Origin of the sequence: Paramylibacter kogurei, from assembly GCF_002742285.1 — a bacterium.
Lineage (GTDB): Bacteria > Pseudomonadota > Alphaproteobacteria > Rhodobacterales > Rhodobacteraceae > Amylibacter > Amylibacter kogurei.
This window is the reverse complement of the sequence record NZ_MDGM01000014.1, coordinates 21,808-45,844: the sequence shown is the minus strand read 5'-3', so window position 1 is coordinate 45,844 and position 24,037 is coordinate 21,808. Positions and strand designations below refer to the sequence as shown.

Genomic DNA, 24,037 nt, shown 5'->3' with positions numbered 1-24,037 from the left:
AAAATGATAAAGATACATTCTTTGGCTGACCTACCCGAAACCATCCCTGTTTTTCCATTGCAAGGGGCGTTGTTATTGCCCCGTGCCCGCTTGCCGTTGAATATTTTTGAACCGCGTTATCTGGCGATGTTAGATGACGTTTTAAAAACAGATCATCGTTTGATCGGCATGGTTCAACCACGCGAAGTCCCCCAAGATATGGGAAACCCACCCTTGCATCAAATTGGATGTGCAGGGCGCGTTTCAAGCTTTTCTGAAACCGAGGATGGGCGATATATGATCACCCTTTCCGGGATCAGCCGCTTTCGCATCTTGGCACAAAATGCTGGATTTACACCTTATTTGCGCGCCGATGTTGATTGGGCCTGCTTTGAATCCGATCTTGGCCCCTGTGCCAAGGATACCAAGTTTAACCGGCCAAAGTTTCTGAAATTATTGCGCAAATATTTTAGTGCGTCTGATCTGTCTAGCGATTGGGATAGCCTCAAGGACGCAGACGAAGAACTGTTGATCAATTCGCTTTCTATGCTTTGCCCATTTACCGCAGAGGAAAAACAAGCATTGCTTGAAACGCCAAGCTTGCAAACACGGCGCGAAACTTTGGTGACATTGATGGAATTTGCACTGCGCCCATCCGATGATCCGATCAGGAAAATCCAATGACAGAGCTCAAGACAAATGGCCCCATGCTAGAAGCATTGATTTGCCCCATCACTGGTGGGCGGCTAGATTATGATCGCGAGAAACAAGAGCTTATCTCCAAACGTGCGAAATGCGCATTTCCAATTCGAAATGGTGTGCCGGTTTTATTGATCGAAGAAGCACGCAAGCTCGATTAAATCTGACGGCCTTGCATCAATTTTGGTAAATTCCCCGATAACCCTGCCGCATGGCGCATAAAGCCGCGTCGCGTGTTTGGCATCGCGTTCACCGCCCCCAGTCCAAGATCACGAATGGTGCGCAACAATCCATTATCATTGGAAAAAATGCGATTGATTGAATCGGTTGCAACGGCCATTCCGGTTGCATCAAATCGCCGCCAGCTTTGATATCGCTGTAATACATTCAACGCACCAATGTCTTCGCCGCGCCGTTTTGCATTCGCCAATGTTTCGGCAAGTGCGCCAACATCGCGCAAACCCAAATTCAAACCTTGCCCCGCCAATGGATGAATCCCATGTGCTGCGTCACCAACCAAGGCCACATGTGGCATCACGAATTGCTGTGCTAACGACAGACCAAGTGGGTACATGAAACGATCGCCTGCCAATTTGATGTCACCCAAAAAATTGCCAAACACGGGGCGCAAGCAATCCAAATATTCAGAACTATCCATCTGCGAAATTTCAACAGCGCGTGTTTTTTGTTCGGTCCAGACAATGGATGATCGATTTCCTGTCAGCGGTAAAATTGCCAATGGGCCTGATGGGGTGAAAAATTGATGTGCAATTCCGTTATGGGGCAATGCATGCTCGATTGCGCAAACCAATGATGCCTGATCGTAATCCCATCCAGAACGCTTGATCCCTGCACGCGTTGCGACACCAGATTGCCGCCCATCACACCCGACCAAAAGCTGTGTCTTGATTTGACGACCATCATCCAAAACAACCTGGATTGCACCAGCATTTTGAATTTGATCAACCACCTTGGTTTCAGGGAAATACGAAATGTTTTTATGCGTTTCCATTTGATCCATCAATGCGATACGCAAATATCGGTCTTCTAACATATGGCCCATCGGGCCTTCGTCCAATTCGCGATGATCGAAATGCAGATAGTAAGGCGATGCCCCATCACCAGCGCGACCATCACTGACCTTAATATCCAAAATCGGCTGAGCATGTTGCGCAACAGAATCCCATAAATCCAACGCACGCAACATACGAACAGTTGTCAGCGCTAGCGCATAAGCGCGGCCATCAAAATTTTCGGATTTTTGAGTCTGCGCGCGCGATTGATCCAACAGAATCACCTGAAATCCAACCTGCGCACAGGCCAGTGCCAATGCACAGCCATTCAATCCGCCGCCAACAATTGTGATATTTGAGTTCATGCCCATAAACACAGCATATGACGGTTTGAAAGTGATTGTCCAAGAGGCAAAGCGCCGCTAGTCTTTTTTCATGAACAAGAATTGGCTTACAGCAACCGCAAGTGATTTAGGGCGTGGCATTGAAGCGGGTGAAATTGATCCCGTCGCGTTAACACAAACCTATTTGGACGCAATTGATTCTCATCAATTTAGCGATCGCATCTATACAAAAGTCACCCATGATCGCGCGATGTCAGAGGCAAAAGCCGCAGCAACCCGCGCCACATCGCATACACGACAGAGCCTTTTGGATGGTGTGCCCATATCTTGGAAAGACCTGTTTGATACGGCTGGCACCAAAACAGAGGCTGGTTCGGCATTGTTGAAAAATCGAACTCCCACAGATGATGCATTGGTTTTGCAAAATGCCACAAACGCAGGACTGGTCTGTTTGGGCAAAACGCATATGTCTGAATTGGCATTTTCAGGTTTGGGATTGAACCCTGTGACGCAAACACCGCCAAATGTGAATGATTATGATGCAATACCAGGCGGATCATCGTCAGGGGCGGCGGCATCGGTTGGGTTCAATCTCGCCGCTGCTGGCATTGGGTCTGATACGGGTGGGTCTGTCCGAATTCCGTCTGCGTGGAATGATTTGGTTGGGCTGAAAACCACATCAGGTGATATATCACTGCAAGGTGTGGTACCGCTTTGTGCACGGTTTGATACGGTTGGCCCGTTAACGCGAAGCGTGGAAGATGCAGCGCATCTTTATGCGATCCTGAAAAATGCGCCTGTTTGTGATCTGTCACCCATTGATTTATCGGGGCGAAAAATTGCAATTCATCGCAACATCGCATTCGATCACATTGAAATAAAACCAGAAAATGCATTCTACGCAGTTGTTGAAAAGCTAAAATCACACGGCGCAATCGTGACATCCACATCATTTGAAGGTGTTGAACAGGCGATGGAACTGGCGGGGTGTTTGTTCACTTTTGAAGCTTACGCCCAATGGGGTGACGTCATCGAAGACAACCCCGATTTAATGTATCAAGAAATCTTGCACCGTTTTCGACAAGGTAAGAATTTCAGCAAACAACAATACGATGATGGTTGGACAAAACTGTTAGAACTTCGCCGTAGCTTTGACGCGCAAGCATCTGAATTTAAATTGTTATTGGCACCAACTGCACCAATAATGCCGCCAAATTTACATCGATTGGAAACCGATTCAGACTATTTCGTGCGATCCAATTTATTGGCATTGCGCAATACACGTATCGGCAATCTTATGGGTTTGTGTGCGTTAACTTTGCCCACAAACACCCCATCATGTGGGGTGATGTTGATGGGCAGACCGTTTCAAGAACACACTTTGTTGCAACTTGGTAAAAGCATCGAAGCAATCATTTAGCGTCCCACGCGCCAACAAAATCGCAACAAATATCAGAATTTTAGCAATAATTGCTTTTGCGGCACGCGTTTTGCACGTATAAATTACGATAAAATGGGGCAAAAGACCCCTGCACATGAGGCACAAATGGATTTTCCGCAGCGGTTTTCGAACCTGCCAGAATACGCATTTCCGCGTTTACGTTCCCTGTTGGATCACCACCCAGCGGGCGGTGACGTTGTGCATATGACCATTGGCGAGCCAAAGCACCCGATGCCAAGCTTCGTATCCGATATATTAGCCCAACACGCACATGAATTCGCAAAATACCCACCAAACGATGGCGCGCCTGAATTGTTGACGGCAATTGCTGCGTGGATTGCAAATCGTTACGGGGTAAAAATTGATCCCGACCAACAAGTGCTGACACTAAACGGAACGCGCGAAGGATTATTTAATGCGGGCTTGGCACTTTGCCCTGAAGTTAAATCAAATAAGACGCCTAATGTATTGATACCAAATCCGTTTTATCAAGTTTACGCGGTTTCCACCGCGGCTGTTGGGGCAAACCCTGTATTTGTGCCCGCAGTTCCTGAAAACGGATTTTTGCCTGATTACGCATCCCTGCCTCAATCGATGTTGGATGATACTGCGATTTGTTTCATCTGTTCACCGTCCAATCCGCAAGGCGCAATCGCCAGTGCGGATTATTGGCGTGATCTGATTAATCTGGCCGAGAAACATGATTTTAAAATTTTCGCCGATGAATGTTATTCTGAAATCTATCGCGACAGCGCACCTGTGGGTGCACTAGAAATGGCTGCAAAGATGGGCGCCGATCCCGAACGTGTTGTGATTTTTCATTCGCTTTCGAAACGATCCAATTTGCCGGGTTTGCGATCAGGATTTGCCGCTGGGGGCCCAAAAACAATTGCGCAGATGAAACGGCTGCGTGCCTATGCAGGTGCGCCATTACCTTTGCCCCTACAGCGCGTTGCAACAGCGGCGTGGCAAGATGAAAAACATGTGCAAGAAAATCGTGTACTCTATGTTAAGAAATATGAAGTTGCTGATCAAATTTTCGCCACAACATCCAACTATAATAAACCAAAGGCTGGATTCTTTTTGTGGTTGCCTGTTGATGACGGCGAAACGGCGGCATTAAAGTTATGGCAAAAAACAGGTGTGCGCGTTTTACCAGGCGCATATCTGAGCCGGAAAATATCGGGGCCAGACGCGGGAACGGGATATATCCGTGTCGCAATGGTCGCCCCAATTGATGAATTGCAAAATGGTTTGCACGCCATCAAAGATTGTTTGTACTGAGGTAACGAAATGGCATACCAAACGCGCACACGCGACCCATTGTTAGAAAGCCATATGCAAGCCGCCATACGCAAACGTACGGCGGAATTGGTTGGGTTTATGTTGTTGGGCATTGCGGGAATATTCGCAATTGCGCTGTTTACATATTCACCTAACGATCCGAATTTTTTCAATGCGCCTTCGGGACCAATTGAAAATCAACTGGGTTCATTTGGCGCAACAATTTCGGCACATTTGATTTTTGTCATCGGCTGGGCAAGTTGGTGTATTCCATTGTCTTTGATTGCATGGGGGCTTCGTTTAATATTCCATGCGGGTGAACAACGATGGTTATGGCGATCCATCCTGATCCCAATTTTCATTACCATTACCGCGGTATTTTTGGCCACACATGCACCCGCAGCAAGCTGGGCACACACCTGGTCGATGGGTGGGGTTGCTGGTGATGCAATCTTGGAATTGCTGATTGATTTTAATCCACTGTCAATTGCGGCGTGGATTCGTGTTTTGTCGTTAACCTTGGGCATTTTGACCGTTTGGTCTGGATTGTTCGCGCTTGGATTTTCTTGGGTCGAAGTGAAACGCATTTTAAAATATTCTTGGCTTGCGATTGTCCTGACCTATTCTGGGATCCTGACATTTTTTATGCGCCTTTTTCAATTTGGCAATAAAACCGCTGCAGGCGCCAAAGCAAAAATGGAAGAGCGCCGCATTAGAAAAGACGGGATGCCCGTTATTGAAACAAAAGGGCGCATTCCAGAAGAGCCAAAATCACGCAAGCAAATGGGGCGAAAAACCTTGTTCCCTACGTTGCCCGTATTTGGATCGCGTAAAGAGGATGACACACCTGATTTGCCCAAGGAAGAAATGCTAACGCATGACAAACAGGTTGATGCGGACGCAACCCGTGTTCAAAAACGCATTGCAGAGGTTATTCGCAAACGCGAAGAACCGCCCATGACAGGACAAGCGCAACCTGAAGAGCCGATGAACAAAATTTCGGCGGCTGTTGCTCGGGCAAACCAACGCCGTGAACCTGCTTTTCGTGGTCCTTCTGTCAGTGCACAGCGTCCACAACCAACCGCGCCAAAGTCCGATGTGAACAATGTATTCGAAGATGAAACAGCAGTTTTGGAAAACCCTACTGAAAATGATGCAGTATTTGAATCAGCACCGCGTGTGCCGGTTAATTTGGGGCGGCCAAAATCCGTGGTTCAAAATGCACCTAAAAAACCAGTGGCGCAAAGCAAACAAGCCAAAGCAGAAGCGCAACCAAATCTGTTTTCAAATCCACCTGCGGCAAATTTTGAAACACCCGCATTGAATTTGCTGGCCAGCGCGTCAAATGTTATTCGCGAACAGCTCAGCAATGAAGCATTAGAAGAAAATGCCCGCATGTTGGAAAACGTGTTGGACGATTATGGTGTCAAAGGCGAAATCGTTTCGGTACGCCCCGGCCCCGTTGTTACCATGTATGAATTGGAACCCGCACCTGGTCTTAAGGCAAGCCGTGTTATTGGCCTGTCCGATGATATCGCACGTTCCATGTCAGCACTTGCGGCACGTGTGTCCACCGTGCCTGGGCGCACAGTGATTGGTATCGAGCTTCCTAATGAAAAACGTGAAACCGTATTTTTGCGCGAAATCTTATCTGCACGCGGTTATGGTGATGGGAAACACAACCTGCCACTGGCGCTTGGCAAGGATATCGGCGGGCGTGCCGAAATCGCAGATTTGGCAAAGATGCCTCACCTGTTGATCGCGGGTACCACCGGTTCTGGTAAATCGGTTGCCATCAACACGATGATCTTATCACTGTTGTATAAGCTAAGCCCCGAAGAATGCCGCCTGATCATGATTGATCCCAAAATGCTAGAGCTTAGCGTTTATGACGGTATTCCACATTTGCTTTCGCCTGTTGTGACCGATCCGAAAAAAGCGGTTGTCGCCCTGAAATGGGTGGTGGGCGAAATGGAAGAGCGGTATCGCAAAATGTCCAAAATGGGCGTGCGTAATATCAACGGATATAATGGCCGCGTCGAAGAGGCATTGGCCAAGGGTGAAAATTTTGAACGCACCGTGCAAACTGGATTTGCAGAGGATACCGGTGAACCAATTTTTGAAACCGAAACGATCACGCCTGAAAAATTACCATTCATCGTTGTGATCGTGGACGAGATGGCCGATTTGATGATGGTCGCAGGCAAAGAGATCGAAGCCTGCATTCAACGACTGGCACAGATGGCGCGTGCTTCTGGTATCCATTTGATCATGGCAACACAGCGCCCGTCGGTGGATGTTATCACGGGTACAATCAAGGCAAACTTCCCCACACGGATTTCATTTCAAGTTACATCGAAAATCGACAGCCGTACGATTTTGGGGGAAATGGGTGCCGAACAATTGTTGGGCATGGGTGACATGTTGTATATGGCCGGTGGTGGTAAAATCACACGTATTCACGCCCCCTTCGTTTCCGACGAAGAGGTAGAAGTCGTGGTGAACCATCTGAAAATGCAAGGCGCACCTGAATATGTTTCCGGCGTTGTCCAAGGCCCAGCCGCGGACAAAGACGGTACCAGCATCGACGAAGTTTTGGGATTGGGTGGAAATACTGATAAAGAAAACGCCCAATATGATGAGGCGGTTCAAATCGTTGCACGTGATCGTAAATGTTCCACGTCTTATATCCAGCGCAAACTGTCGATTGGGTATAACAAGGCTGCGAAACTGGTCGAAGAAATGGAAGAGAACGGCGTTGTCTCTCCTGCAAACCATGTTGGCAAACGTGAAATATTATTGCCCGAACACTAATCAATCGCGTGGTTTTCGGCAGAACATCGCCATCACCACGCGCTAACCAGTTTGTGAAGCGCTATTCTCTTTTATTTGCCCTCCCCTCTTCTTATGTTCACCCCATGAAACGCAGAATCTTTATGGCCAGCGCTATGGCCGCCTCATTTGTACTCAACGCAGTTCCTGCATCCGCGGAAAAGCTGTCTTTGAATGCTATTTCCAGTTACCTGAACGGCTTGTCCAAGGCCAAAGGTCAGTTCACACAGGTGAACCCAGATGGCAGCCTGTCCAAAGGTACATTTTATATCAAACGACCAGGTAAGATGCGTTTTGAATATGACGCACCGAACCCATCTTTGGTGGTTGCCGGATCAGGTGTTGTGGCCATTTACGATAAAAAATCAAACACTGGCCCACAGGAATTCCCCCTTTCCAAAACCCCGCTCAGCATCATTTTGGCAAAACAAGTGAATCTGGGTGCAAGTGGCATGGTTTCAAAACACAGCTCTGATGGTGTTTCCACCAAGGTCACAGCACATGATCCCAAGCGCCCTGAAATTGGCAATATCCAAATGGTATTTACAGACAGCCCGACAGAGCTTCGCCAATGGGTGGTTACCGATCAGTCAGGCAAACAAACAACCGTGATTTTGGGTAAGCTTGATAAAAACGTAAACTTGCCACTCAGCCTGTTCAACGTTCACGATATTACTGAAAAGTTAAAGCGCAAACGCTGATTTCTTAGCGACAATAGGCCAGTTGTGATTGATACATGATCGCGCGTTCTTGAACGCTACGCGCGACAGGGGGCAACCAAGATTTGCGCAAATAGCTCTGCTTTGCATAACCGCTGTGCCCATCGTGATAAGCAAGATATTGGTTATACGCATCATGTTTCGAAATGCCGTTACGTTTTTGGGTTTCGTTCATATACCAACCCATGAAATCAACAGCATCTGAAAAACGATCACGTTTTGCGCGAGGACGGTTTTGCGATTTACGATACCAATCCCACGTACTATCGATTGCTTGTGAATAACCATATGCCGATGACTGACGCCCCAATGGCACAACACCAGCGGCAAACCGCAACGGGGTGCGTGCTTTGCCATCAAATTTTGATTCTTGATAAATCGTTGCCATCATAACGGGAACGGGTACGCCCCATTTGCGTTGCACGGCAGACATGTCGTTAAACCATGCTTTGCGCTCTTTTTTCATGGCACATGCATTATCCAAATTACGGGGTGCATCTGTTTTACGGCCCTTGGAACAGGAAACCAAACTCAGCGCGATAAGCGCGATCAATAAATATCTCATACTGCCCTCTTCCCAGTCTATCGCTGGTGTTTCCATAAAGATAAGGCAATTTTTCGAAAATTCAAAGCCAAATCCGATCAGGCCATCAAAAACCCCAGGATCAAGGGCAAAACCGCGATGCTCATCAACGTGGATGCAACAACCAATCCCGCGACTTCGTCCGCATCTGCTCCGTATTTTTGGGCCAATAAATATGACGTCACCGCCACCGGTGTTGCGATTTGAACCACCAACACCGCAAATGCCACAGGGCCCAATTCAAACATTAACCCAATCACAACCGCAACAGCGATGCATATGACATATTTCACAGTCGACAAAACAAATGCGCGCCCCAATGTTGGTGCGCGCAACCGCGCCAGTGCAACACCAAGTGTGATCAACATAATCGGAATGGCAATTTGCCCGACCAAGCGAATGCTATTGGTCAACCATTCGGGCGTTCGCCATCCCATAACCATGAATATCGCACCAAGGATCGTGGCCCATACCAGTGGCTCTTTGATCGCCTTCAGGGGTGAACCGCCCCCTGAAACCATCCAAACCCCGACAGAAAATGAATACACCGCCATCACCGCAAAAATGATAACGGCATGCCCCAATCCTTCTTCTCCAAAAGCGAATAGCGCCAATGGCAAACCCAGGTTTCCTGTATTCCCAAAAATGAGCGGGGCAAGAAAGCTCCGCATTTCAAGTTTGAATAATTTTACCAAAATGACAAAGGCAACAGTGACCGCGCCATATGCGGCAACGCTCGCCATAAATGTGGATTTCAATGCATCAGGATCCACCTCTGATTCCATCAATGCGACAAAAATCAGACAAGGCACAGATAACGTCATTGCTAATGTTGTTACGAATTCAATCCGATATTCATATCCCGCTTTGATCCACGCAAACCCAATTGCTGCAAGCAAAAATACAGGGGCAACAACCTGTGCAACAGTTCCAATAATTTCCACAATATAATCCTTCTCTTGAAATACACTTCCAACATCTGTGGACAGCTTGTCAACGAAGGCGTAATACTGGCCTGCAAAAAACGAGTCGGTGTTATGTTACAAGCAACAGCTAAATTTTCTATTGGTCAGGTCGTCCGCCATCGCAAACATCCGTTTCGCGGTGTAATTTTTGATATCGATGCGACATTTTCCAACACAGACGAATGGTGGGAAAGCATCCCAGAGGATCATCGCCCAGCAAAAGAGCAGCCGTTTTATCACCTGCTCGCAGAAAACGATTCCAGCTACTATGTGGCGTATGTATCCGAACAAAACTTACTTGTTGATGGTACTGGTGAACCCGTAGAACACCCAGAAGTGACCGCAATGTTTGGCGAATTGTCTGATGGAAAATATTCTGTTGCCGCACAAATGAATTAATCCACAGGTAATGCTCAAAAATTAGCCTATTTTTGTCTGTTGTCATTTTTGTGTTATCAGAATCACACAATTCTCCTGTAAGTTGTAGTTACAATGCATAACCTTGGGAGGCTTGCCATGAATATCAAAGATATTGAAAAGACCATCCAAAATGCGATGCGTCAAAATAAATCCGCTGCTGAAATGTCGCGTGACATTTACAATATGCTGGACAGCGAACTGAAAATTGCGAAATGCGCAAACAATGGAAATCTGTCCGTCGCCATTGCGCGAAAACAGTTTTTACTGCGCACTGAAAACGCATAACCCTGCGCTCTTTTTGACAAAACCATTGCCAATTGGGCATGCACAGGCCACACTGGATGTATGAATAAATATGTTTCCACGATCGGGGGCATTGGCCCTACATCCAGTGACGCTGTGCACTTTCACAGAACAGAACTTGGGCCGATTATGTCGCTTTATGGGCGGATGGTTGCAGCGGGCGAATGGCGTGACTATGGTATTTCACCGCTGAAAGACGTCGCTATATTCTCAATATTTCGCCGCGCCGCTGAACATCCCATTTATCGTATCGAAAAACGCCCCAAATTGCGCCGTGCTCAGGGTGAATATGCGGTGATCGGAATGGATGGGCGCATTTTAAAGCGTGGACATGATCTGGTATCTGTCTTGCGCGTTTTGGAACGAAAACTGATCCGTATCGTGGACTGAACCCCGATCTCCAAATGTTCTAAATATCCAAATTCCCAACACGTCGCCGCGCGGTTACGTTGCCGCCTCCTGATGCTAATATCCGTTCTATTGCATCGCTTAATGGTTCAAACGCCACTTTCATATGATGCCCGTTTGCATGCAACAATCGGGTTTCATCCCACATTAATCCAACATGGCCTTTCCAAAATATTAAATCACCCCGTTGCAATGCAGCGTCATTTTCTATGACACTGCCCAATGATTTTTCTTGAATGCCACTATCCGCAGGATGATCGATTTTTGCAGATCGCATCGCCGCCGAAACCAGGCCAGAACAATCAATCCCGTATTGCGAATTTCCACCCCAGAGATATGGCACACCTAAATAACGCTCTGCGGTACGCACATAATCAGATTCAACAATTGCAACGGATTCAATCTGTGCTTGGTGAATGAAACCACCACCTGCAAGTTCGGCGAATTCGCCCGCTTCGTCTATGATTGTTAATTCGCTTTGATATGGCAAATGGCGCAAAGGTATTGTTTTAATTTCTGGGCGGGAATAAACATGCGCCCCCAAATCACGCACCCGCACCGTTGGATCGGCCCAGCCCGCCAGATCATCAATTCGGATATATCCCGCATATCCATCTGTTGATCGCGCACCCTTTGCCCAACCATTTTTTTCATCTGAAACAATGAACCCTTCGCCACATAACAATTGGCGTTGCAAACTGCCATCGGGGTCGTCCAACAGATTTGCGATGGGGGATGTAATGCGGCGCAGATTATCCATATCGTTTCGCAATCACGTCAAACATTGCACGTGCCGATTGACATGCGCCACCTTTGCTACGCGCAGGCTTTGCACTTGGCGTCCATCCATAAACATCCAGATGCACAAATGAATCCGCATGTTCAACAAAGCGGCGCAAAAACAGTGCCGCCGTTATTGCACCGCCAAAACCACCCGCAGGCGCATTATCCAAATCGGCCACATCAGGTTCGATCATTGGCTCGTAAGGATCCCAAAATGGCAAGCGCCACAACGGGTCCGCAACGCGTTCAGCACTTTTGAATATTTGCTTCGCAAGCTTTTCATCATCCGTAAAATATGGAGGAACATCAGGGCCAAGCGCAACACGCGCTGCACCTGTCAATGTCGCGGTGCAGACCAATAGTTCTGGCTTTTCTTCGTCCGCCAGTGCCAGCGCATCTGCCAAAACCAGTCGACCTTCGGCATCGGTATTATTGATTTCAACGGTCATTCCCTTACGGCTGGTTAAAATATCTTGTGGTCGAAACGCGCCAGCAGAGATTGAATTTTCAACAGCCGGAACAAGGACGCGCAAACGCACAGGCAACTTCATCGCCATAATCATATGCGCCAGCCCCATCACCGTTGCGGAACCACCCATATCTTTTTTCATCAAACCCATTGATGCACCGGGTTTGATATTCAACCCGCCCGTATCAAAACACACACCCTTACCAACCAAAGTGATCTTTGGGTGTTTCGCATCGCCCCATATCATATCCAGCAATCGGGGCGCTTGATCCGATGCGCGGCCAACCGCGTGGATCATTGGGAAATTTTGTGCAATCAAATCATCGCCCTTGATCACGGTCGTTTTCGCATTGAACGATTTGGCCAAATCCAAAAACGCATCTTCCAGCGCATCGGGGCCCATGTCATTTGTTGGTGTGTTGATCAAATCGCGGGTTAAAAAATCACCCGCTGCCTGTGCCAGAATTGTTTCCTGATCCACCGATTTATGCGGGCGGAGCAATGCAACAGCCCCTTTTTTTGACGTGTATCGATCAAATGCATAGGCGGACAATAACCATGCCAAAGCAGATTCCGCATGCTCTTTTTCATCCAAACCCGATACAATTTCATAGATACCCTTGGGAAGCTTTCGCGCCACAACCGCCATATGAAAACGCCCCCGAGCGCGGGCGCGATCATTCCCCCAACCTGCCAACACAAAATCAATTGCGCCATGCTCGTTTGGCACCAACAATACCTGTCCAAGTGCCGCGGTAAATTCAGATGCCGCCACCCAAGCCGACACCCGCGCATCGGCGCTTTCCAACCAATCCGCCAATGCATCTGTTTCCAATACATGCACAGGAATTGCGGCACCCTTTGTTGGTGCAAAACTTGGTGGGGTATTTATCATCTTGGTCTCCTTGATTACGGTTAGACTATCTGATTTTAACACCCCCGCAAGCATTGCTAGCCAAAATCATCGTGAAAACGTAGCGCATAAAAAAGCGACACTTCACCAACACGCAAAAGCCGCGCCGCAATTGCTCGAACTGTTGTTTGATCTGCATGTGAAATACTGTTGGCCAAGCTTTGCGCCACACTTGCAAATTCCGTCAATCCGATTTGTTGACTGATCGCGATCAAGCTATTTGCAATACGCTGCACCTCTGGCAAGTTGTGTTTTTTCAACTGGTTTTCCAGATTCCACAACCGATCAGACAATTCCAAAACCGCACGTTCCACCACATCCTGACAGTTTTGCAACCCCATCTCGCGTTGCAACTCTGTCAATATTTCCGGCTTTATCGCTGGCATTTCAGACATGCCAAGATGCACAATATTTTGTGCAGTATTCGATTTCATAGTCCCACCACTCCTTCTATGAACACGGTAGGTTTAAAATCTGAGAGTAAACGGTTGGTAATTTCTATGCATTCTAACGCTTGAATAATACGCGCAAATTGACGAAAAAGGTAGAAATTCGCAAAACGGGTATATCAATATGAAACGTATCGCTCCGCTTCCATCTAGTTTGATCAAACGCTATCACGGATGGCGCGCCACACAATTTGAAGAAAACAAAGCATGGTACGCCAGATTGGCAGACAAAGGTCAAACACCACGTACAATGGTCATATCCTGTTGCGATAGCCGCGTTCACGTCACATCAGTGTTTGGTGCGGAAACTGGGGAATTTTTCATCCACCGCAATATCGCAAATTTGGTGCCACCTTTTGCCCCAAACGAAGATTACCACGGCACGTCCGCCGCAATCGAATATGCGGTAACAGCGCTGGGTGTCACAAACATTATCATTATGGGGCATTCCCTGTGTGGTGGGGTTAAGGGCTGTCACGATATGTGTTCTGGTAAAGCGCCGGAACTGGAAGAGGCATCAAGCTTTGTCGGGCGCTGGATGGATATTTTACGCCCAGGTTATAAACGCGTTGCCGAAGCAGGCGGCGAAGATAGCGAACAAATTTCCGCGTTGGAACGCGAAGGCGTCATGGTGTCGTTGGAAAACCTGTTGACCTTCCCTTTTGTTGCCGATCGTGTCGAAGCAGAAGATCTCGCACTACATGGGGTTTGGATCGATATTCGCGATGGTCATATGGAACATTACGAACCAGCATCAAATAAATTCGTTGCGATTAAATAAAAAAAGCCCGCGAAAAACGCGGGCTTTTGTAAAATTGACGTAAATTATTTTTTCACGCGGAATGACGTGTGGCATTCTTTGCAGGCGCCAAATGTTGCATCCTTGTCACCGGCCGCTGATGCGGTAATCAAATTTTCCATGATGCTGTTGAATTGATCAGAATCTGCCCAGACTGCTGGCAAGGCTTCTGTTTCCACGGAACCCATACCATCGGTATTTTCGGCAAATGCAACCTGTGCCTCTAACGCGGCCTTGTTGATTGCAGCAAAATCACCTGCCTTGGCAGCGGCACCCACTGCTTTCATTGCGGCCTGTCTTGCTTTGATACTGTCATCAGCATCGGCAAACGCGGCTGTTGAAAATGCGGCAACTGCCAAACCCATTATTAATTTTTTCATTCGAAACTCCCTTTCCGGTAACTCTCAAACAATACGATAACCAAGGTTAACACCCGATCAACAAGTTTTTCACAACTTTACGTGATCGTCGATAAACCGCCTATTGCAACACTTTCGCACTTGGCCAAGTCATATCGTAACCAGTATTCAACGTTTGCGTTACACCTGGTTGCATATCAAAATCCCAGCGCAGAACACCACGTTTTCCGTCAATCTCACGTTCGGTTGGTTTGGGTGATAAAACTTCTTTGATCACCAAATCTTCGGATTCAGAAACAGGGATGTTATCGAAGATGCGCAAATCAATCGCATAATCAAGCAAGCTGTTTATTTTGGTTTCATATCGAAGCTGCAAAGAATTTGACGATGTGATGATGCCACGATCACCATCTGCGCGGCTCACTGTGCGCCGCTCAATCAACAATCCATCAACCGGCCCAAGCGCCAGATCGATGCTATCACCTGCTGTGATTGCTGGAAATTGGCCCTCGCCCATATAGGCGCCGTCGCGATAGATTTGCGCGCTTCCTGCCAACAAATTGCCACCTGTTTCATTTTCAAGTTCGGCATATAAATAGGCCTTTTCGTCGCGTGCGGCATTGGCCTGCGCAAACAGATCAACGGGAATGTCGATTGTGTCGATTTCAAACACTGCACCGCTGTTGTGGCTGCTAATCATAGTGACGGGCGCATTCAATTCGAATTCGATTGTTTGCCCTTTGATGCGTTCACCAACGTTATTATAACCTGAACCCGCATCTTCTTCGATCATAGCCTCTGCTTGTGGGGCTGACATGGCCAAATCGCTCATGCGTTTTGTGGCCATGCTTTTCTGCATTACCAAGGGATCGATCAAACGTTTGATGTCGGGCCATGGCATTGTGGTTTGCAGTTCACCCGCCAAATCAGCGGTGGATAATGTTACCGCCACATTATCCCAATCTTCGCCCGTCGCCTGATACAGCGTGGCGCGGCGGTCGATCGATAATGTTCCAGCAGCACCTTTTTGTGCGACGTGTAGGTTGTATTTAGGTGACCATGCAATTTCATGGTTTACGTATTTCATCTGTAACGGACCCACATATGGGCGTTCCGCACGCAGGGTTAATGTGACCTCTGCTTGTTCATTTATTATTGGTTTTGTGATCGCATCCAATGCTTGGCGTGCATTATCACGCGCCTTGATCAAATCAACACGCGTGCGTTCAGACGCAGCAATGCGCGTGTTTGCGGCGGCCATTTCAGATGATGCCTTGGCGACCTCTGCGCCCAAACTGGTGACAACCGCGGTTAACTGATCCGATGTCACTGCGCCGTCTTTTGGAAATGCGCCGGCCTGTCCGTTGGCCAATGATTGCAAAAATTCCAATCGCAAGTTTGCCGATTTTAACGCCGCACGATCATTCGCAACCCCCAGATCGAAATCCGCCAGTGCATTTTCCGCCGCGATCAAAACAGATTCGCGTTGTTTGTATTGCGCCGTTTCTTCAACAACATTGGGTTCCAATCGATCATTGCGCAGCGCGGTTGAAATCAATGTGACCCCACTGTTTTCTGCAAAATCAAATTCCAATGCGTTGGTTCCAATCCATGCACGATTGCCGCGCAACGTCACTGTGTGCACGCCCGCTGGCATGTCCAAGTCCGCAACTCGCGTGATCGCCCCACCGCGTGTGTATGCCGTGACAGATTGCACCGCGCTATCTGGGTTAAAATGATCGGCAAAGCTCGCGCTCCCCAACAAAGTAACGGCAACTGGAAACAAAAAACGCATATGGAATACTCCGTTCAATACAATTTCCAACAGCCAAGCACAAAAAAAGGGCCAGAGAAACCCCTAGCCCTTTTGGATCAGCACATTCGTGCCAAATCTGAAATATTAGCCTTTTTGCAAAACGCGACGGCCCAGCAATTCAGCAATCTGTACCGCGTTCAACGCTGCACCTTTGCGCAGGTTGTCAGATACACACCACAGGTTAATACCGTTTTCAATTGTGCTATCTTGGCGAATACGGCTGATGTATGTGGCGAATTCACCAACACATTCAATCGGTGTGATATATCCACCGTCTTCGCGTTTATCGACAACCATGATACCCGGTGCTTCGCGCAGGATATCGCGAACTTCTTCTTCGTCGATGAAATCTTCGAATTCGATGTTAATCGCTTCGGAGTGGCCAACGAAAACAGGAACACGCACACAGGTCGCTGTGACCTTGATGTTTTTGTCGATGATCTTTTTGGTTTCGGCAACCATTTTCCATTCTTCTTTGGTGGAGCCGTCTTCCATGAACACATCGATATGCGGGATCACGTTGAATGCGATGTCTTTGGTGTAAACCTTTGGTTCCACTTCTTGGCCCGGAACATATTTGCCCTTGGTCTGGTTCCACAATTCATCAATCGCCTCTTTGCCGGTGCCAGACACAGATTGATATGTGGAAACAACAACGCGTTTGATTTTCGCACGATCATGCAAAGGCTTTAGAGCCACAACCATTTGCGCGGTTGAACAGTTCGGGTTCGCAATGATGTTTTTCTTGGCGTAACCTTCGATCGCGTCTGGATTACATTCAGGCACGATCAACGGCACATCAGGATCGTAACGATAAAGCGAGCTGTTATCGATCACGATACAACCAGCGGCCGCGGCCTTGGGTGCATATTTTTTTGTTGCTTCTGATCCCACGGCAAACAGGGCGATATCCCAACCCGTGAAATCGAACGTGTCCAAATCGTCCGTCTTCAGCGTCTTGTTGCCCAGCATGCATTCCGTTCCCAGTGATTTGCGGCTTGCCAAAACGGCAATGTCATCCACAGGGAATTGACGTTCATCAAGAATATTCAGCATTTCGCGGCCTACATTGCCAGTAGCACCCACGACAACAATACGGTAACCCATTTGAGGTCTCCTAAAGGTTATGGTTTTTGGACATGTCTGTATTAGACCTGCGCCTCTTACGCTGTTTAATTGGCTAGGAAAAGAGAAAGAGCGCTTGAAAATTGCTAAAACCACGCAGGCGTGACAATTTACAACATGAATCGCCCCGTTTTTGCGCAATGTAATACAATTGTGACCTTTAAGATGTGGAGATTGTGTTACCTCGAAAGAAAAACAAAGGGATCTACAATGAAAAACATTATGGTGTTTGTTCTTCTTTGCATGGGGCAAATTGTTTTTGCAGATACGCCAACAGTGGTTGATGCCAAGGCAACGTTTCAAAATGGAACTTGGCGATTTGACATCGCTTTGTCCCACGGCGATACGGGCTGGGATCATTATGCGGATGGTTGGGGTGTTTATCTGGCGGATGGCACCGAACTTGGCTATCGTGAATTATTACATCCACATGTGAACGAACAGCCTTTCACCAGAAGCCTGTCTGGCGTGCAAATCCCAGAGGGTACAACATCGGTCATTATTAAACCGCGCGACACTGTTCATGGCATCGGTGCGGATTTTGAATTCACACTGCCATAATCCGCATCACTTTTAAAAAATTGTGCACCTGCTCAATATTTTTCATGTCGCGAAAACCATTTTTTGCGCAAGTGAATTTCGTATTTTACGCCACGTCGAAAACAATCTGACTATGTTTAAAATCAGTGCAGAAATTGCTTGCTCGGTAATTTTCTTGCGCTAGCATTTTCGAATGACAAAACATTCCATCACACTCGACGACAAATTTGACCTCAACCAAAACCGGATATTTATTTCGGGAACACAGGCGCTTGTGCGTCTTTGTTTGATGCAGGCGCAAAAGGATAATCTGGCTGGATTTAACACCGCTGGTTATGTCACTGGCTATCGTGGTTCTCCATTGGGTGGGTTGGATCAACAATTTGGGCGCGCGAAAAAACATACCGACGCGGCAAATATCGTGTTTGAACCGGGTTTAAACGAAGATATCGCCGCCACTGCCGTTTGGGGCACACAACAGGCAAATCTGCGTGGTGACGGGAAATACGACGGCGTGTTTTCGATGTGGTATGGTAAGGGCCCGGGCGTTGATCGTTCTGGCGATGTTTTCCGCCACGCCAATATGGCGGGCACGTCCCCATTGGGTGGTGCGCTGGTTATTATGGGTGATGATCACACGTGCGAAAGTTCAACAACAGCCCATCAAAGCGACTATGCCTTGATGGACGCAATGATCCCTGTGTTTTACCCCGCAACAGTTTCCGAAATCTTGGAATACGGCCTGCATGGTTGGGCCATGTCACGATTTGCAGGTGTTTGGTGTGGGATTAAATGCGTCAAAGATAATGTTGAATCATCGGGTTCTGTTGATGTGCACCCCGACCGTTACAAAACCATCATCCCCAATGATTTCGACATGCCAAAGGATGGGCTAAATATTCGTTTAAACGACATGCCCACCGCCCAAGAAGCACGGATGCATCAGCACAAATTCGATGCCGTATTGGCATATCAGCGTGCGAACGGTTTGAACCATGTTACGTTAAATGGTGGCAAAAAACCCAAGATTGGGATCGTGTCTACGGGCAAATCCTATCTCGATGTCCTGCAAGCACTAGAAGAGCTTGGCATTGATGAAACCCGCGCAGCCGCGCTTGGGCTTTCTGTGTTCAAGGTGGCTATGCCTTGGCCGCTGGAACCCACGGGCATCGCCAAGTTCTGTGAAGGCTTGGATCAGGTGATTGTGGTCGAGGAAAAACGTGGGTTGATCGAGGGTCAGCTTCGCGAACAACTTTACGGCCAGAAAAACGCGCCCAGCATCATCGGCAAAAAAGATGAAAACGGTGCGCATTTGTTTCAGCCAGAAATGGCGCTCAACCCCATTCAAATCGCCGCCGCTGTTGGTGAACGCCTGATAGCGATGCCAAAGGGCAAATCGCTTGCGAATAAGGTGGCTGACCTAAAGGCGCGCATGGAGGTTTCCAAAATCGAATTGCCCGTGGCACGCGGCGTGGTTTTTTGCGCGGGATGTCCCCATAATTCATCCACCGTTTTGCCAGAGGGTGCGCGTGGCTATGCCGGTATTGGCTGTCACTGGATGGCGCAATTTATGGAACGCAACGTCGAGGGTTACACCCATATGGGCGGCGAAGGTGCCAACTGGATTGGGGAATCTAAATTTTCGAAAATCGATCATGTTTTCCAAAACCTTGGCGATGGAACATTTAACCATTCTGGCCTGCTCGCATTGCGTGCCGCTGTCGCATCAAATGTGAATATCACCTATAAAATTCTCTATAACGACGCGGTTGCCATGACGGGCGGGCAAACCCACGAGGGTGGATTGTCCGCATATGATATCGTTCGAGAGGTCATGGCCGCTGGCGTTCAGCATGTCGAATACGTGACAGAGGATCCATCACGTATTGATCGTACACAATTGTCAAACGGTATCACCGTGCACCACCGCGATGATCTGATGAAGGTTCAAGAATCCATGACCACGCTGAAAGGTGTGAGTGTGTTGTTATACGATCAAACATGTGCCTCTGAAAAACGCCGCCGCCGTAAGCGTGGTAAAATGGCGGACGATCCGCATCGCATTTATATCAACCCCGATGTCTGCGAAGGATGCGGCGATTGTGGTGAACAATCCAACTGTGTCGCCATTCAACCCCTCGATACTCCTTTGGGGCGCAAACGCATGATTGACCAATCTGTGTGTAACAAGGATTTTAGCTGTACCAACGGTTTTTGCCCCAGCTTTGTCACCGTCACGGGTGGCGCACCACGCAAAAATGCGGTGAAAAACCATGACCTGCCAGATTTGCAAGAACCGGTGAACAAGGCCGCGCTTGATAAAACCTATTCCATATTGGTGACGGGTGTTGGCGGTACGGGTGTTGTAACAATCGGTGCGCTGCTTGGTATGGCCGCGCATTTGGATGGCAAAGGCAGCGGCATTATTGATATGGCAGGTCTGGCACAAAAGGGTGGTTCAGTCTTTTCACATGTGAAACTCGCGCCCAGCCCCGAAGACATTAAATCAATCCGCGTTTCCAGCGGTACCGCAGATTTGTTATTGGGCTGTGACGTGATCGTCAGCGCGGGCAATCCCGCATTGTCCACCCTGTCAAAAACATCTGCGGCACTGGTGAATACTCACGAACAAATGCCACGCGAATTTGCACAACATCGCGATTTCAAATTGCCCCGCAACCTGATGCATCGCCGTTTGCTGGATGCCGTTGGTGATGAAAACTTGACCATGTTGGATGCCAGTGATTATGCCACCAAGCTGGTTGGGGATAGCATTGGCGCAAACCTTTTCATGTTAGGCGTCGCCTATCAAAAGGGTCTAATCCCGCTGGAACTGGATTCCATTTTGGATGCGATTGAAATCAATGGCATGGCTGTTGAAATGAACAAAACCGCGTTTACGTTCGGGCGCCAATGGGTGCTGGATAAATCATCCGTGGATGCGTTGTTGCCACAAGTCGTGGCACCAAAACCCGAAACACTTGATACCATCATGGCCGATCGTTTTGCGCGGTTAAAAGATTATCAAAACGAGGCCTACGCACAGGATTATCGCGGGTTTATGAATGACATCATCGCCATAGGCGCCAGTGGTGATTTCGCCATCAGCGTTGCAAAATATCTGTTCAAATTGATGGCCTACAAAGATGAATATGAAGTTGCACGCCTTTATTCATTGCCTTCATTCCGCCAAGGGTTGGAACAGGCATTTACGGGTGATCTGAAGCTTAAAATCGCATTGGCACCGCCGTTGTTGTCGCGCCCTGACAAGGTCACGGGCAAAGCCAAGAAAATTAATTTCGGCCCTTGGGTGCTGACATTATTCAAAGTCTTGGCAAAGGGTAAATCGCTGCGTGGTACGGCCTATGATCCATTTGGATATACATCCGAGCGTCGTATGGAGCGTGGGTTAATCCACACTTATAAACAATCCATCTTGGATGTTCTTGATCAACAGGTTGATCCTGAAACCGCGCTTGAAATTGCCAATATTCCAGATGCGATCCGCGGATATGGTCACGTTAAACTCGCCGCAATTCAAAAGGCAGAAAAAACCCGCGCCGAATTACTGGCGCGGGCAAAAGATACCATTGATATCACAAAAACAGCGGCGCAATAATTTGCGCCCAGTATGGTTTAAACGTTAGCGTTCAATTCATTGATAATTGCATCGCCCATTTCGCTTGTGCTCACGGCTTTGCCGCCATCGGCCTGCATCAAATCGGCGGTGCGGATACCCTTGGCCAATACGCTTTCAACTGCTTTTTCAAGCATTGTCGCCGCATCCCCTTGATCAAAGCTGTAACGCAGTGCCATCGCGAATGACAAGATACATGCACTTGGGTTCGCTTTGTTTTGTCCCATGATATCAGGTGCGGAACCGTGTACCGGTTCATACATCGCTTTGGGGCGACCATTTTCCATGGGTGCACCCAAAGATGCAGATGGCAACATGCCCAAAGAGCCCGTCAACATCGCCGCACAATCAGACAGCAAATCACCAAACAGGTTATCCGTCAAAATCACGTCAAACTGTTTTGGGGCACGTACCAATTGCATCGCGCCATTGTCGGCATACATATGCGACAATTCCACATCGGCGTAATCTGCCTGATGCACCTCTGTCACCACATCGCGCCACAAGATGCCGCTTTCCATGACGTTGGCTTTTTCCATCGAACATACTTTGTTGCCACGACGTTTTGCCAATTCAAATGCAGAACGCGCCACGCGTTCAATTTCAGATTCAGTATAACGCTGTGTGTTAATGCCAACGCGTTCGTTGTTTTCGGTGAAAATCCCACGCGGTTCACCAAAATATGAACCAGAGGTCAATTCGCGCACGATCATGATATCAAGGCCAGAAACGATATCTTTTTTCAGCGAAGAAAAATCCGCCAATGCATCAAAACATTGCGCTGGGCGCAGGTTTGCAAACAAATCCATTTCCTTGCGCAAACGCAACAATCCGCGTTCTGGTTTTACGCTGAAATCCAGATCGTCGTATTTGGGGCCGCCAACCGCGCCCAACAATACGGCGTCAACCTCTTGGGCTTTGGCCATTGTGTCGTCGTGCAATGGTGTGCCGTGCGCATCATAGGCCGCGCCGCCAACCAAATCTTCGGATACGTCGAATTTCAAATCTTGTTTATCACCAAACCAATCGATGATTTTTTTCACTTCGGCCATAACTTCTTGGCCAATGCCATCACCTGGCAGGATAAGGAGAGAAGGGTTGCTCATTGATATGTCCTTTTGCTGTCGCAAACGGCCTAATGCCCAGCGCGCCAAGGGTCAAGTCTGTGATCAACTATGCCTGTTGTTTCGCCTGATTCATGCTGCGCATTTGGCTGGCAAGATACGCAACCTTTAGCAAAACAATACCACGCATCAAGGTCATCGCCGTGAACATCGCCCAAAAGCTGATGATCCAAAATGCGGAATGATGGGTGTAATTATAGTTAAACGACATCCAATCCAAAACCAACCGCCCAACACGCGGAATCAGATACGGCGCTGCGAATGCCAATGACAAACTTAACAATGCAATTTGCGCCATGCGTGATTCCGTTTTGCTCCCGACTTGGGCGTGAAAGCTTGGCATATTTGGCCAAAGGTTGAACCCGGCATTGCTCAGCGGCCAACGTTGTAGCCATATCACCAAACAGAATAATAATGCGCTGAATATCGCGACAAATAATGCACCATGTGCCAGCACGATGAAATTTTCACGATCCGATCCTTGTGGCAAACCCAGACTATTTGCCAAAACTGTTGCTGGATCCCAACTATGTGCAAATGTTGCATTGGCGCCGCGCGCAACTAGATCAACCAGTTCAAAAATTGGACCCACTTGGTTTTTTGCATTCAGGCTGGTCACGATAAAAACCGCAATGAACGCGTAAACCAAAACACGAAACCGATTGTAAGGCGGGGCATATCGAAATTCGATTAAGCTGGGCGTAAACGCCATATATTCAAAAAACACAACAATCGCGGTCACAATAGCAAAGATAACAATCGCGCCAAAATTGCCCGCGTTCGGATCGGCCAGTATTGAGGACGGAAAAACAATCAAAAAGAATGCAATGCCTGCTCGCAATAACGCAGAGAGAAACCGAAAAACCACCTTGTGTCCCCTTGTCTTTTCAGACAGAAATTTGATTGGATGTGCGCGTTAGTCCAATCGTAATCAATTTGAACCTTGTCGATATACTAGCGCGCAATATTGTTGCGTCAATATTCTCCAAGCAAATTAGGCCACAATTTAGCCACAATTTAAAAAAGGCCGCGT

The 24,037-nt window shown here is 48.0% G+C and carries 23 protein-coding genes; 12 read left to right on the top strand and 11 right to left on the bottom strand.

Features of this window, described 5'->3' with window-relative positions; translation table 11 throughout:
* The first annotated feature begins 3 nt into the window (after positions 1-3).
* Both BFP76_RS12880 and BFP76_RS12875 read left to right on the top strand, forming a co-directional pair.
* On the top strand, positions 4-663 hold the full coding sequence (locus BFP76_RS12880; RefSeq protein WP_099594361.1) for an LON peptidase substrate-binding domain-containing protein: 660 nt from the start codon (positions 4-6) through the stop codon (positions 661-663).
* Positions 660-839: a Trm112 family protein gene (locus tag BFP76_RS12875; RefSeq protein ID WP_099594360.1), complete on the top strand. Its 180-nt coding sequence runs from the start codon at positions 660-662 to the stop codon at positions 837-839. Before BFP76_RS12880 ends, BFP76_RS12875 begins: the two co-directional genes overlap by 4 nt.
* Here the strand turns inward: BFP76_RS12875 and BFP76_RS12870 are convergent.
* Positions 836-2,062 (bottom strand): FAD-dependent monooxygenase, encoded by a 1,227-nt coding sequence (locus BFP76_RS12870; RefSeq protein ID WP_099594359.1) that lies wholly within the window; start codon positions 2,060-2,062, stop codon positions 836-838. The genes BFP76_RS12875 and BFP76_RS12870 overlap by 4 nt on opposite strands.
* Positions 2,063-2,126: 64 nt before the next feature.
* Between BFP76_RS12870 and BFP76_RS12865 the strand changes: the two genes are divergently transcribed.
* The 4 genes from BFP76_RS12865 to BFP76_RS12850 all read left to right on the top strand — a co-directional run bounded on the left by BFP76_RS12865 (position 2,127) and on the right by BFP76_RS12850 (position 8,293).
* Positions 2,127-3,455 carry an amidase gene (locus tag BFP76_RS12865; RefSeq protein ID WP_099594358.1) on the top strand — a complete coding sequence of 443 codons (1,329 nt, stop codon included), beginning with the start codon at positions 2,127-2,129 and terminating at the stop codon, positions 3,453-3,455.
* Positions 3,456-3,581: 126 nt separating this feature from the next.
* On the top strand, positions 3,582-4,760 hold the full coding sequence (locus BFP76_RS12860) for an aminotransferase class I/II-fold pyridoxal phosphate-dependent enzyme (protein ID WP_099594571.1): 1,179 nt from the start codon (positions 3,582-3,584) through the stop codon (positions 4,758-4,760).
* Positions 4,761-4,769: 9 nt separating this feature from the next.
* A complete protein-coding gene (locus tag BFP76_RS12855; RefSeq protein ID WP_099594357.1) occupies positions 4,770-7,574 on the top strand; it encodes a DNA translocase FtsK in 2,805 nt (934 codons plus the stop codon).
* A 104-nt stretch (positions 7,575-7,678) separates the two neighbouring features.
* The gene (locus BFP76_RS12850) at positions 7,679-8,293 is read left to right on the top strand and encodes a LolA family protein (protein ID WP_240514062.1); all 615 of its coding nucleotides are present in this window, start codon (positions 7,679-7,681) and stop codon (positions 8,291-8,293) included.
* A 4-nt stretch (positions 8,294-8,297) separates the two neighbouring features.
* On the opposite strand, the gene BFP76_RS12845 is transcribed toward BFP76_RS12850, so the two are convergent.
* Positions 8,298-8,876 carry a transglycosylase SLT domain-containing protein gene (locus tag BFP76_RS12845; RefSeq protein ID WP_099594355.1) on the bottom strand — a complete coding sequence of 193 codons (579 nt, stop codon included), beginning with the start codon at positions 8,874-8,876 and terminating at the stop codon, positions 8,298-8,300.
* A 77-nt stretch (positions 8,877-8,953) separates the two neighbouring features.
* Positions 8,954-9,838 (bottom strand): AEC family transporter, encoded by an 885-nt coding sequence (locus BFP76_RS12840; RefSeq protein ID WP_099594354.1) that lies wholly within the window; start codon positions 9,836-9,838, stop codon positions 8,954-8,956.
* Positions 9,839-9,931: 93 nt separating this feature from the next.
* Between BFP76_RS12840 and hspQ the strand changes: the two genes are divergently transcribed.
* The 3 genes from hspQ (at position 9,932) to BFP76_RS12825 (ending at position 10,972) form a co-directional block, all read left to right on the top strand.
* Positions 9,932-10,258, top strand: coding sequence for a heat shock protein HspQ (gene hspQ, locus BFP76_RS12835; RefSeq protein ID WP_099594353.1), 327 nt, complete (start codon positions 9,932-9,934; stop codon positions 10,256-10,258).
* A gap of 117 nt (positions 10,259-10,375) precedes the next feature.
* Positions 10,376-10,564: a hypothetical protein gene (locus tag BFP76_RS12830; protein WP_099594352.1), complete on the top strand. Its 189-nt coding sequence runs from the start codon at positions 10,376-10,378 to the stop codon at positions 10,562-10,564.
* A 60-nt stretch (positions 10,565-10,624) separates the two neighbouring features.
* Positions 10,625-10,972: a DUF2794 domain-containing protein gene (locus BFP76_RS12825; protein ID WP_099594351.1), complete on the top strand. Its 348-nt coding sequence runs from the start codon at positions 10,625-10,627 to the stop codon at positions 10,970-10,972.
* Positions 10,973-10,991: 19 nt separating this feature from the next.
* On the opposite strand, the gene BFP76_RS12820 is transcribed toward BFP76_RS12825, so the two are convergent.
* From BFP76_RS12820 to BFP76_RS12810, 3 genes are read right to left on the bottom strand one after another with little or no spacing between them, the layout of a single operon-like run.
* Positions 10,992-11,750: a C40 family peptidase gene (locus BFP76_RS12820; protein ID WP_099594350.1), complete on the bottom strand. Its 759-nt coding sequence runs from the start codon at positions 11,748-11,750 to the stop codon at positions 10,992-10,994.
* The gene (locus BFP76_RS12815) at positions 11,743-13,137 is read right to left on the bottom strand and encodes a leucyl aminopeptidase family protein (protein WP_099594570.1); all 1,395 of its coding nucleotides are present in this window, start codon (positions 13,135-13,137) and stop codon (positions 11,743-11,745) included. Before BFP76_RS12815 ends, BFP76_RS12820 begins: the two co-directional genes overlap by 8 nt.
* A gap of 56 nt (positions 13,138-13,193) precedes the next feature.
* The gene (locus tag BFP76_RS12810) at positions 13,194-13,589 is read right to left on the bottom strand and encodes a hypothetical protein (protein WP_099594349.1); all 396 of its coding nucleotides are present in this window, start codon (positions 13,587-13,589) and stop codon (positions 13,194-13,196) included.
* Positions 13,590-13,728: 139 nt separating this feature from the next.
* Between BFP76_RS12810 and BFP76_RS12805 the strand changes: the two genes are divergently transcribed.
* Positions 13,729-14,385 carry a carbonic anhydrase gene (locus tag BFP76_RS12805; RefSeq protein WP_099594348.1) on the top strand — a complete coding sequence of 219 codons (657 nt, stop codon included), beginning with the start codon at positions 13,729-13,731 and terminating at the stop codon, positions 14,383-14,385.
* A 44-nt stretch (positions 14,386-14,429) separates the two neighbouring features.
* Here the strand turns inward: BFP76_RS12805 and BFP76_RS12800 are convergent, their stop codons facing one another.
* The 3 genes from BFP76_RS12800 to BFP76_RS12790 form a co-directional block, all read right to left on the bottom strand.
* On the bottom strand, positions 14,430-14,783 hold the full coding sequence (locus BFP76_RS12800) for a cytochrome c (protein ID WP_099594347.1): 354 nt from the start codon (positions 14,781-14,783) through the stop codon (positions 14,430-14,432).
* A gap of 100 nt (positions 14,784-14,883) precedes the next feature.
* Positions 14,884-16,557: a mucoidy inhibitor MuiA family protein gene (locus BFP76_RS12795; protein WP_099594346.1), complete on the bottom strand. Its 1,674-nt coding sequence runs from the start codon at positions 16,555-16,557 to the stop codon at positions 14,884-14,886.
* A gap of 105 nt (positions 16,558-16,662) precedes the next feature.
* Positions 16,663-17,685 (bottom strand): aspartate-semialdehyde dehydrogenase, encoded by a 1,023-nt coding sequence (locus tag BFP76_RS12790; RefSeq protein WP_099594345.1) that lies wholly within the window; start codon positions 17,683-17,685, stop codon positions 16,663-16,665.
* A gap of 228 nt (positions 17,686-17,913) precedes the next feature.
* Here BFP76_RS12790 and BFP76_RS12785 point away from each other — a divergent pair, with 228 nt between their 5' ends.
* Complete coding sequence (locus BFP76_RS12785) at positions 17,914-18,264, top strand: hypothetical protein (protein WP_099594344.1); 351 nt, start codon at positions 17,914-17,916, stop codon at positions 18,262-18,264.
* A 172-nt stretch (positions 18,265-18,436) separates the two neighbouring features.
* Positions 18,437-21,862 carry an indolepyruvate ferredoxin oxidoreductase family protein gene (locus tag BFP76_RS12780; RefSeq protein WP_099594343.1) on the top strand — a complete coding sequence of 1,142 codons (3,426 nt, stop codon included), beginning with the start codon at positions 18,437-18,439 and terminating at the stop codon, positions 21,860-21,862.
* 17 nt (positions 21,863-21,879) lie between these two features.
* On the opposite strand, the gene leuB is transcribed toward BFP76_RS12780, so the two are convergent.
* Entirely contained in the window at positions 21,880-22,986 is a 1,107-nt protein-coding gene (leuB, locus tag BFP76_RS12775; RefSeq protein WP_099594342.1) for a 3-isopropylmalate dehydrogenase, read from the bottom strand.
* Positions 22,987-23,053: 67 nt separating this feature from the next.
* On the bottom strand, positions 23,054-23,872 hold the full coding sequence (locus tag BFP76_RS12770) for a hypothetical protein (RefSeq protein ID WP_099594341.1): 819 nt from the start codon (positions 23,870-23,872) through the stop codon (positions 23,054-23,056).
* Between the last annotated feature and the right edge of the window lie 165 nt (positions 23,873-24,037).

Excerpts from the sequence above, each read along its gene's own strand:
- BFP76_RS12880 (WP_099594361.1), top strand. The coding sequence starts at position 4 with ATGATAAAGATACATTCTTTGGCTGACCTACCCGAAACCATCCCTGTT.
- BFP76_RS12875 (WP_099594360.1), top strand. The coding sequence starts at position 660 with ATGACAGAGCTCAAGACAAATGGCCCCATGCTAGAAGCATTGATTTGC.
- BFP76_RS12870 (WP_099594359.1), bottom strand. The coding sequence starts at position 2,062 with ATGGGCATGAACTCAAATATCACAATTGTTGGCGGCGGATTGAATGGC.
- BFP76_RS12865 (WP_099594358.1), top strand. The coding sequence starts at position 2,127 with ATGAACAAGAATTGGCTTACAGCAACCGCAAGTGATTTAGGGCGTGGC.
- BFP76_RS12860 (WP_099594571.1), top strand. The coding sequence starts at position 3,582 with ATGGATTTTCCGCAGCGGTTTTCGAACCTGCCAGAATACGCATTTCCG.
- BFP76_RS12855 (WP_099594357.1), top strand. The coding sequence starts at position 4,770 with ATGGCATACCAAACGCGCACACGCGACCCATTGTTAGAAAGCCATATG.
- BFP76_RS12850 (WP_240514062.1), top strand. The coding sequence starts at position 7,679 with ATGAAACGCAGAATCTTTATGGCCAGCGCTATGGCCGCCTCATTTGTA.
- BFP76_RS12845 (WP_099594355.1), bottom strand. The coding sequence starts at position 8,876 with ATGAGATATTTATTGATCGCGCTTATCGCGCTGAGTTTGGTTTCCTGT.
- hspQ (WP_099594353.1), top strand. The coding sequence starts at position 9,932 with ATGTTACAAGCAACAGCTAAATTTTCTATTGGTCAGGTCGTCCGCCAT.
- BFP76_RS12830 (WP_099594352.1), top strand. The coding sequence starts at position 10,376 with ATGAATATCAAAGATATTGAAAAGACCATCCAAAATGCGATGCGTCAA.
- BFP76_RS12825 (WP_099594351.1), top strand. The coding sequence starts at position 10,625 with ATGAATAAATATGTTTCCACGATCGGGGGCATTGGCCCTACATCCAGT.
- BFP76_RS12820 (WP_099594350.1), bottom strand. The coding sequence starts at position 11,750 with ATGGATAATCTGCGCCGCATTACATCCCCCATCGCAAATCTGTTGGAC.
- BFP76_RS12815 (WP_099594570.1), bottom strand. The coding sequence starts at position 13,137 with ATGATAAATACCCCACCAAGTTTTGCACCAACAAAGGGTGCCGCAATT.
- BFP76_RS12810 (WP_099594349.1), bottom strand. The coding sequence starts at position 13,589 with ATGAAATCGAATACTGCACAAAATATTGTGCATCTTGGCATGTCTGAA.
- BFP76_RS12805 (WP_099594348.1), top strand. The coding sequence starts at position 13,729 with ATGAAACGTATCGCTCCGCTTCCATCTAGTTTGATCAAACGCTATCAC.
- BFP76_RS12800 (WP_099594347.1), bottom strand. The coding sequence starts at position 14,783 with ATGAAAAAATTAATAATGGGTTTGGCAGTTGCCGCATTTTCAACAGCC.
- BFP76_RS12795 (WP_099594346.1), bottom strand. The coding sequence starts at position 16,557 with ATGCGTTTTTTGTTTCCAGTTGCCGTTACTTTGTTGGGGAGCGCGAGC.
- BFP76_RS12790 (WP_099594345.1), bottom strand. The coding sequence starts at position 17,685 with ATGGGTTACCGTATTGTTGTCGTGGGTGCTACTGGCAATGTAGGCCGC.
- BFP76_RS12785 (WP_099594344.1), top strand. The coding sequence starts at position 17,914 with ATGAAAAACATTATGGTGTTTGTTCTTCTTTGCATGGGGCAAATTGTT.
- BFP76_RS12780 (WP_099594343.1), top strand. The coding sequence starts at position 18,437 with ATGACAAAACATTCCATCACACTCGACGACAAATTTGACCTCAACCAA.
- leuB (WP_099594342.1), bottom strand. The coding sequence starts at position 22,986 with ATGAGCAACCCTTCTCTCCTTATCCTGCCAGGTGATGGCATTGGCCAA.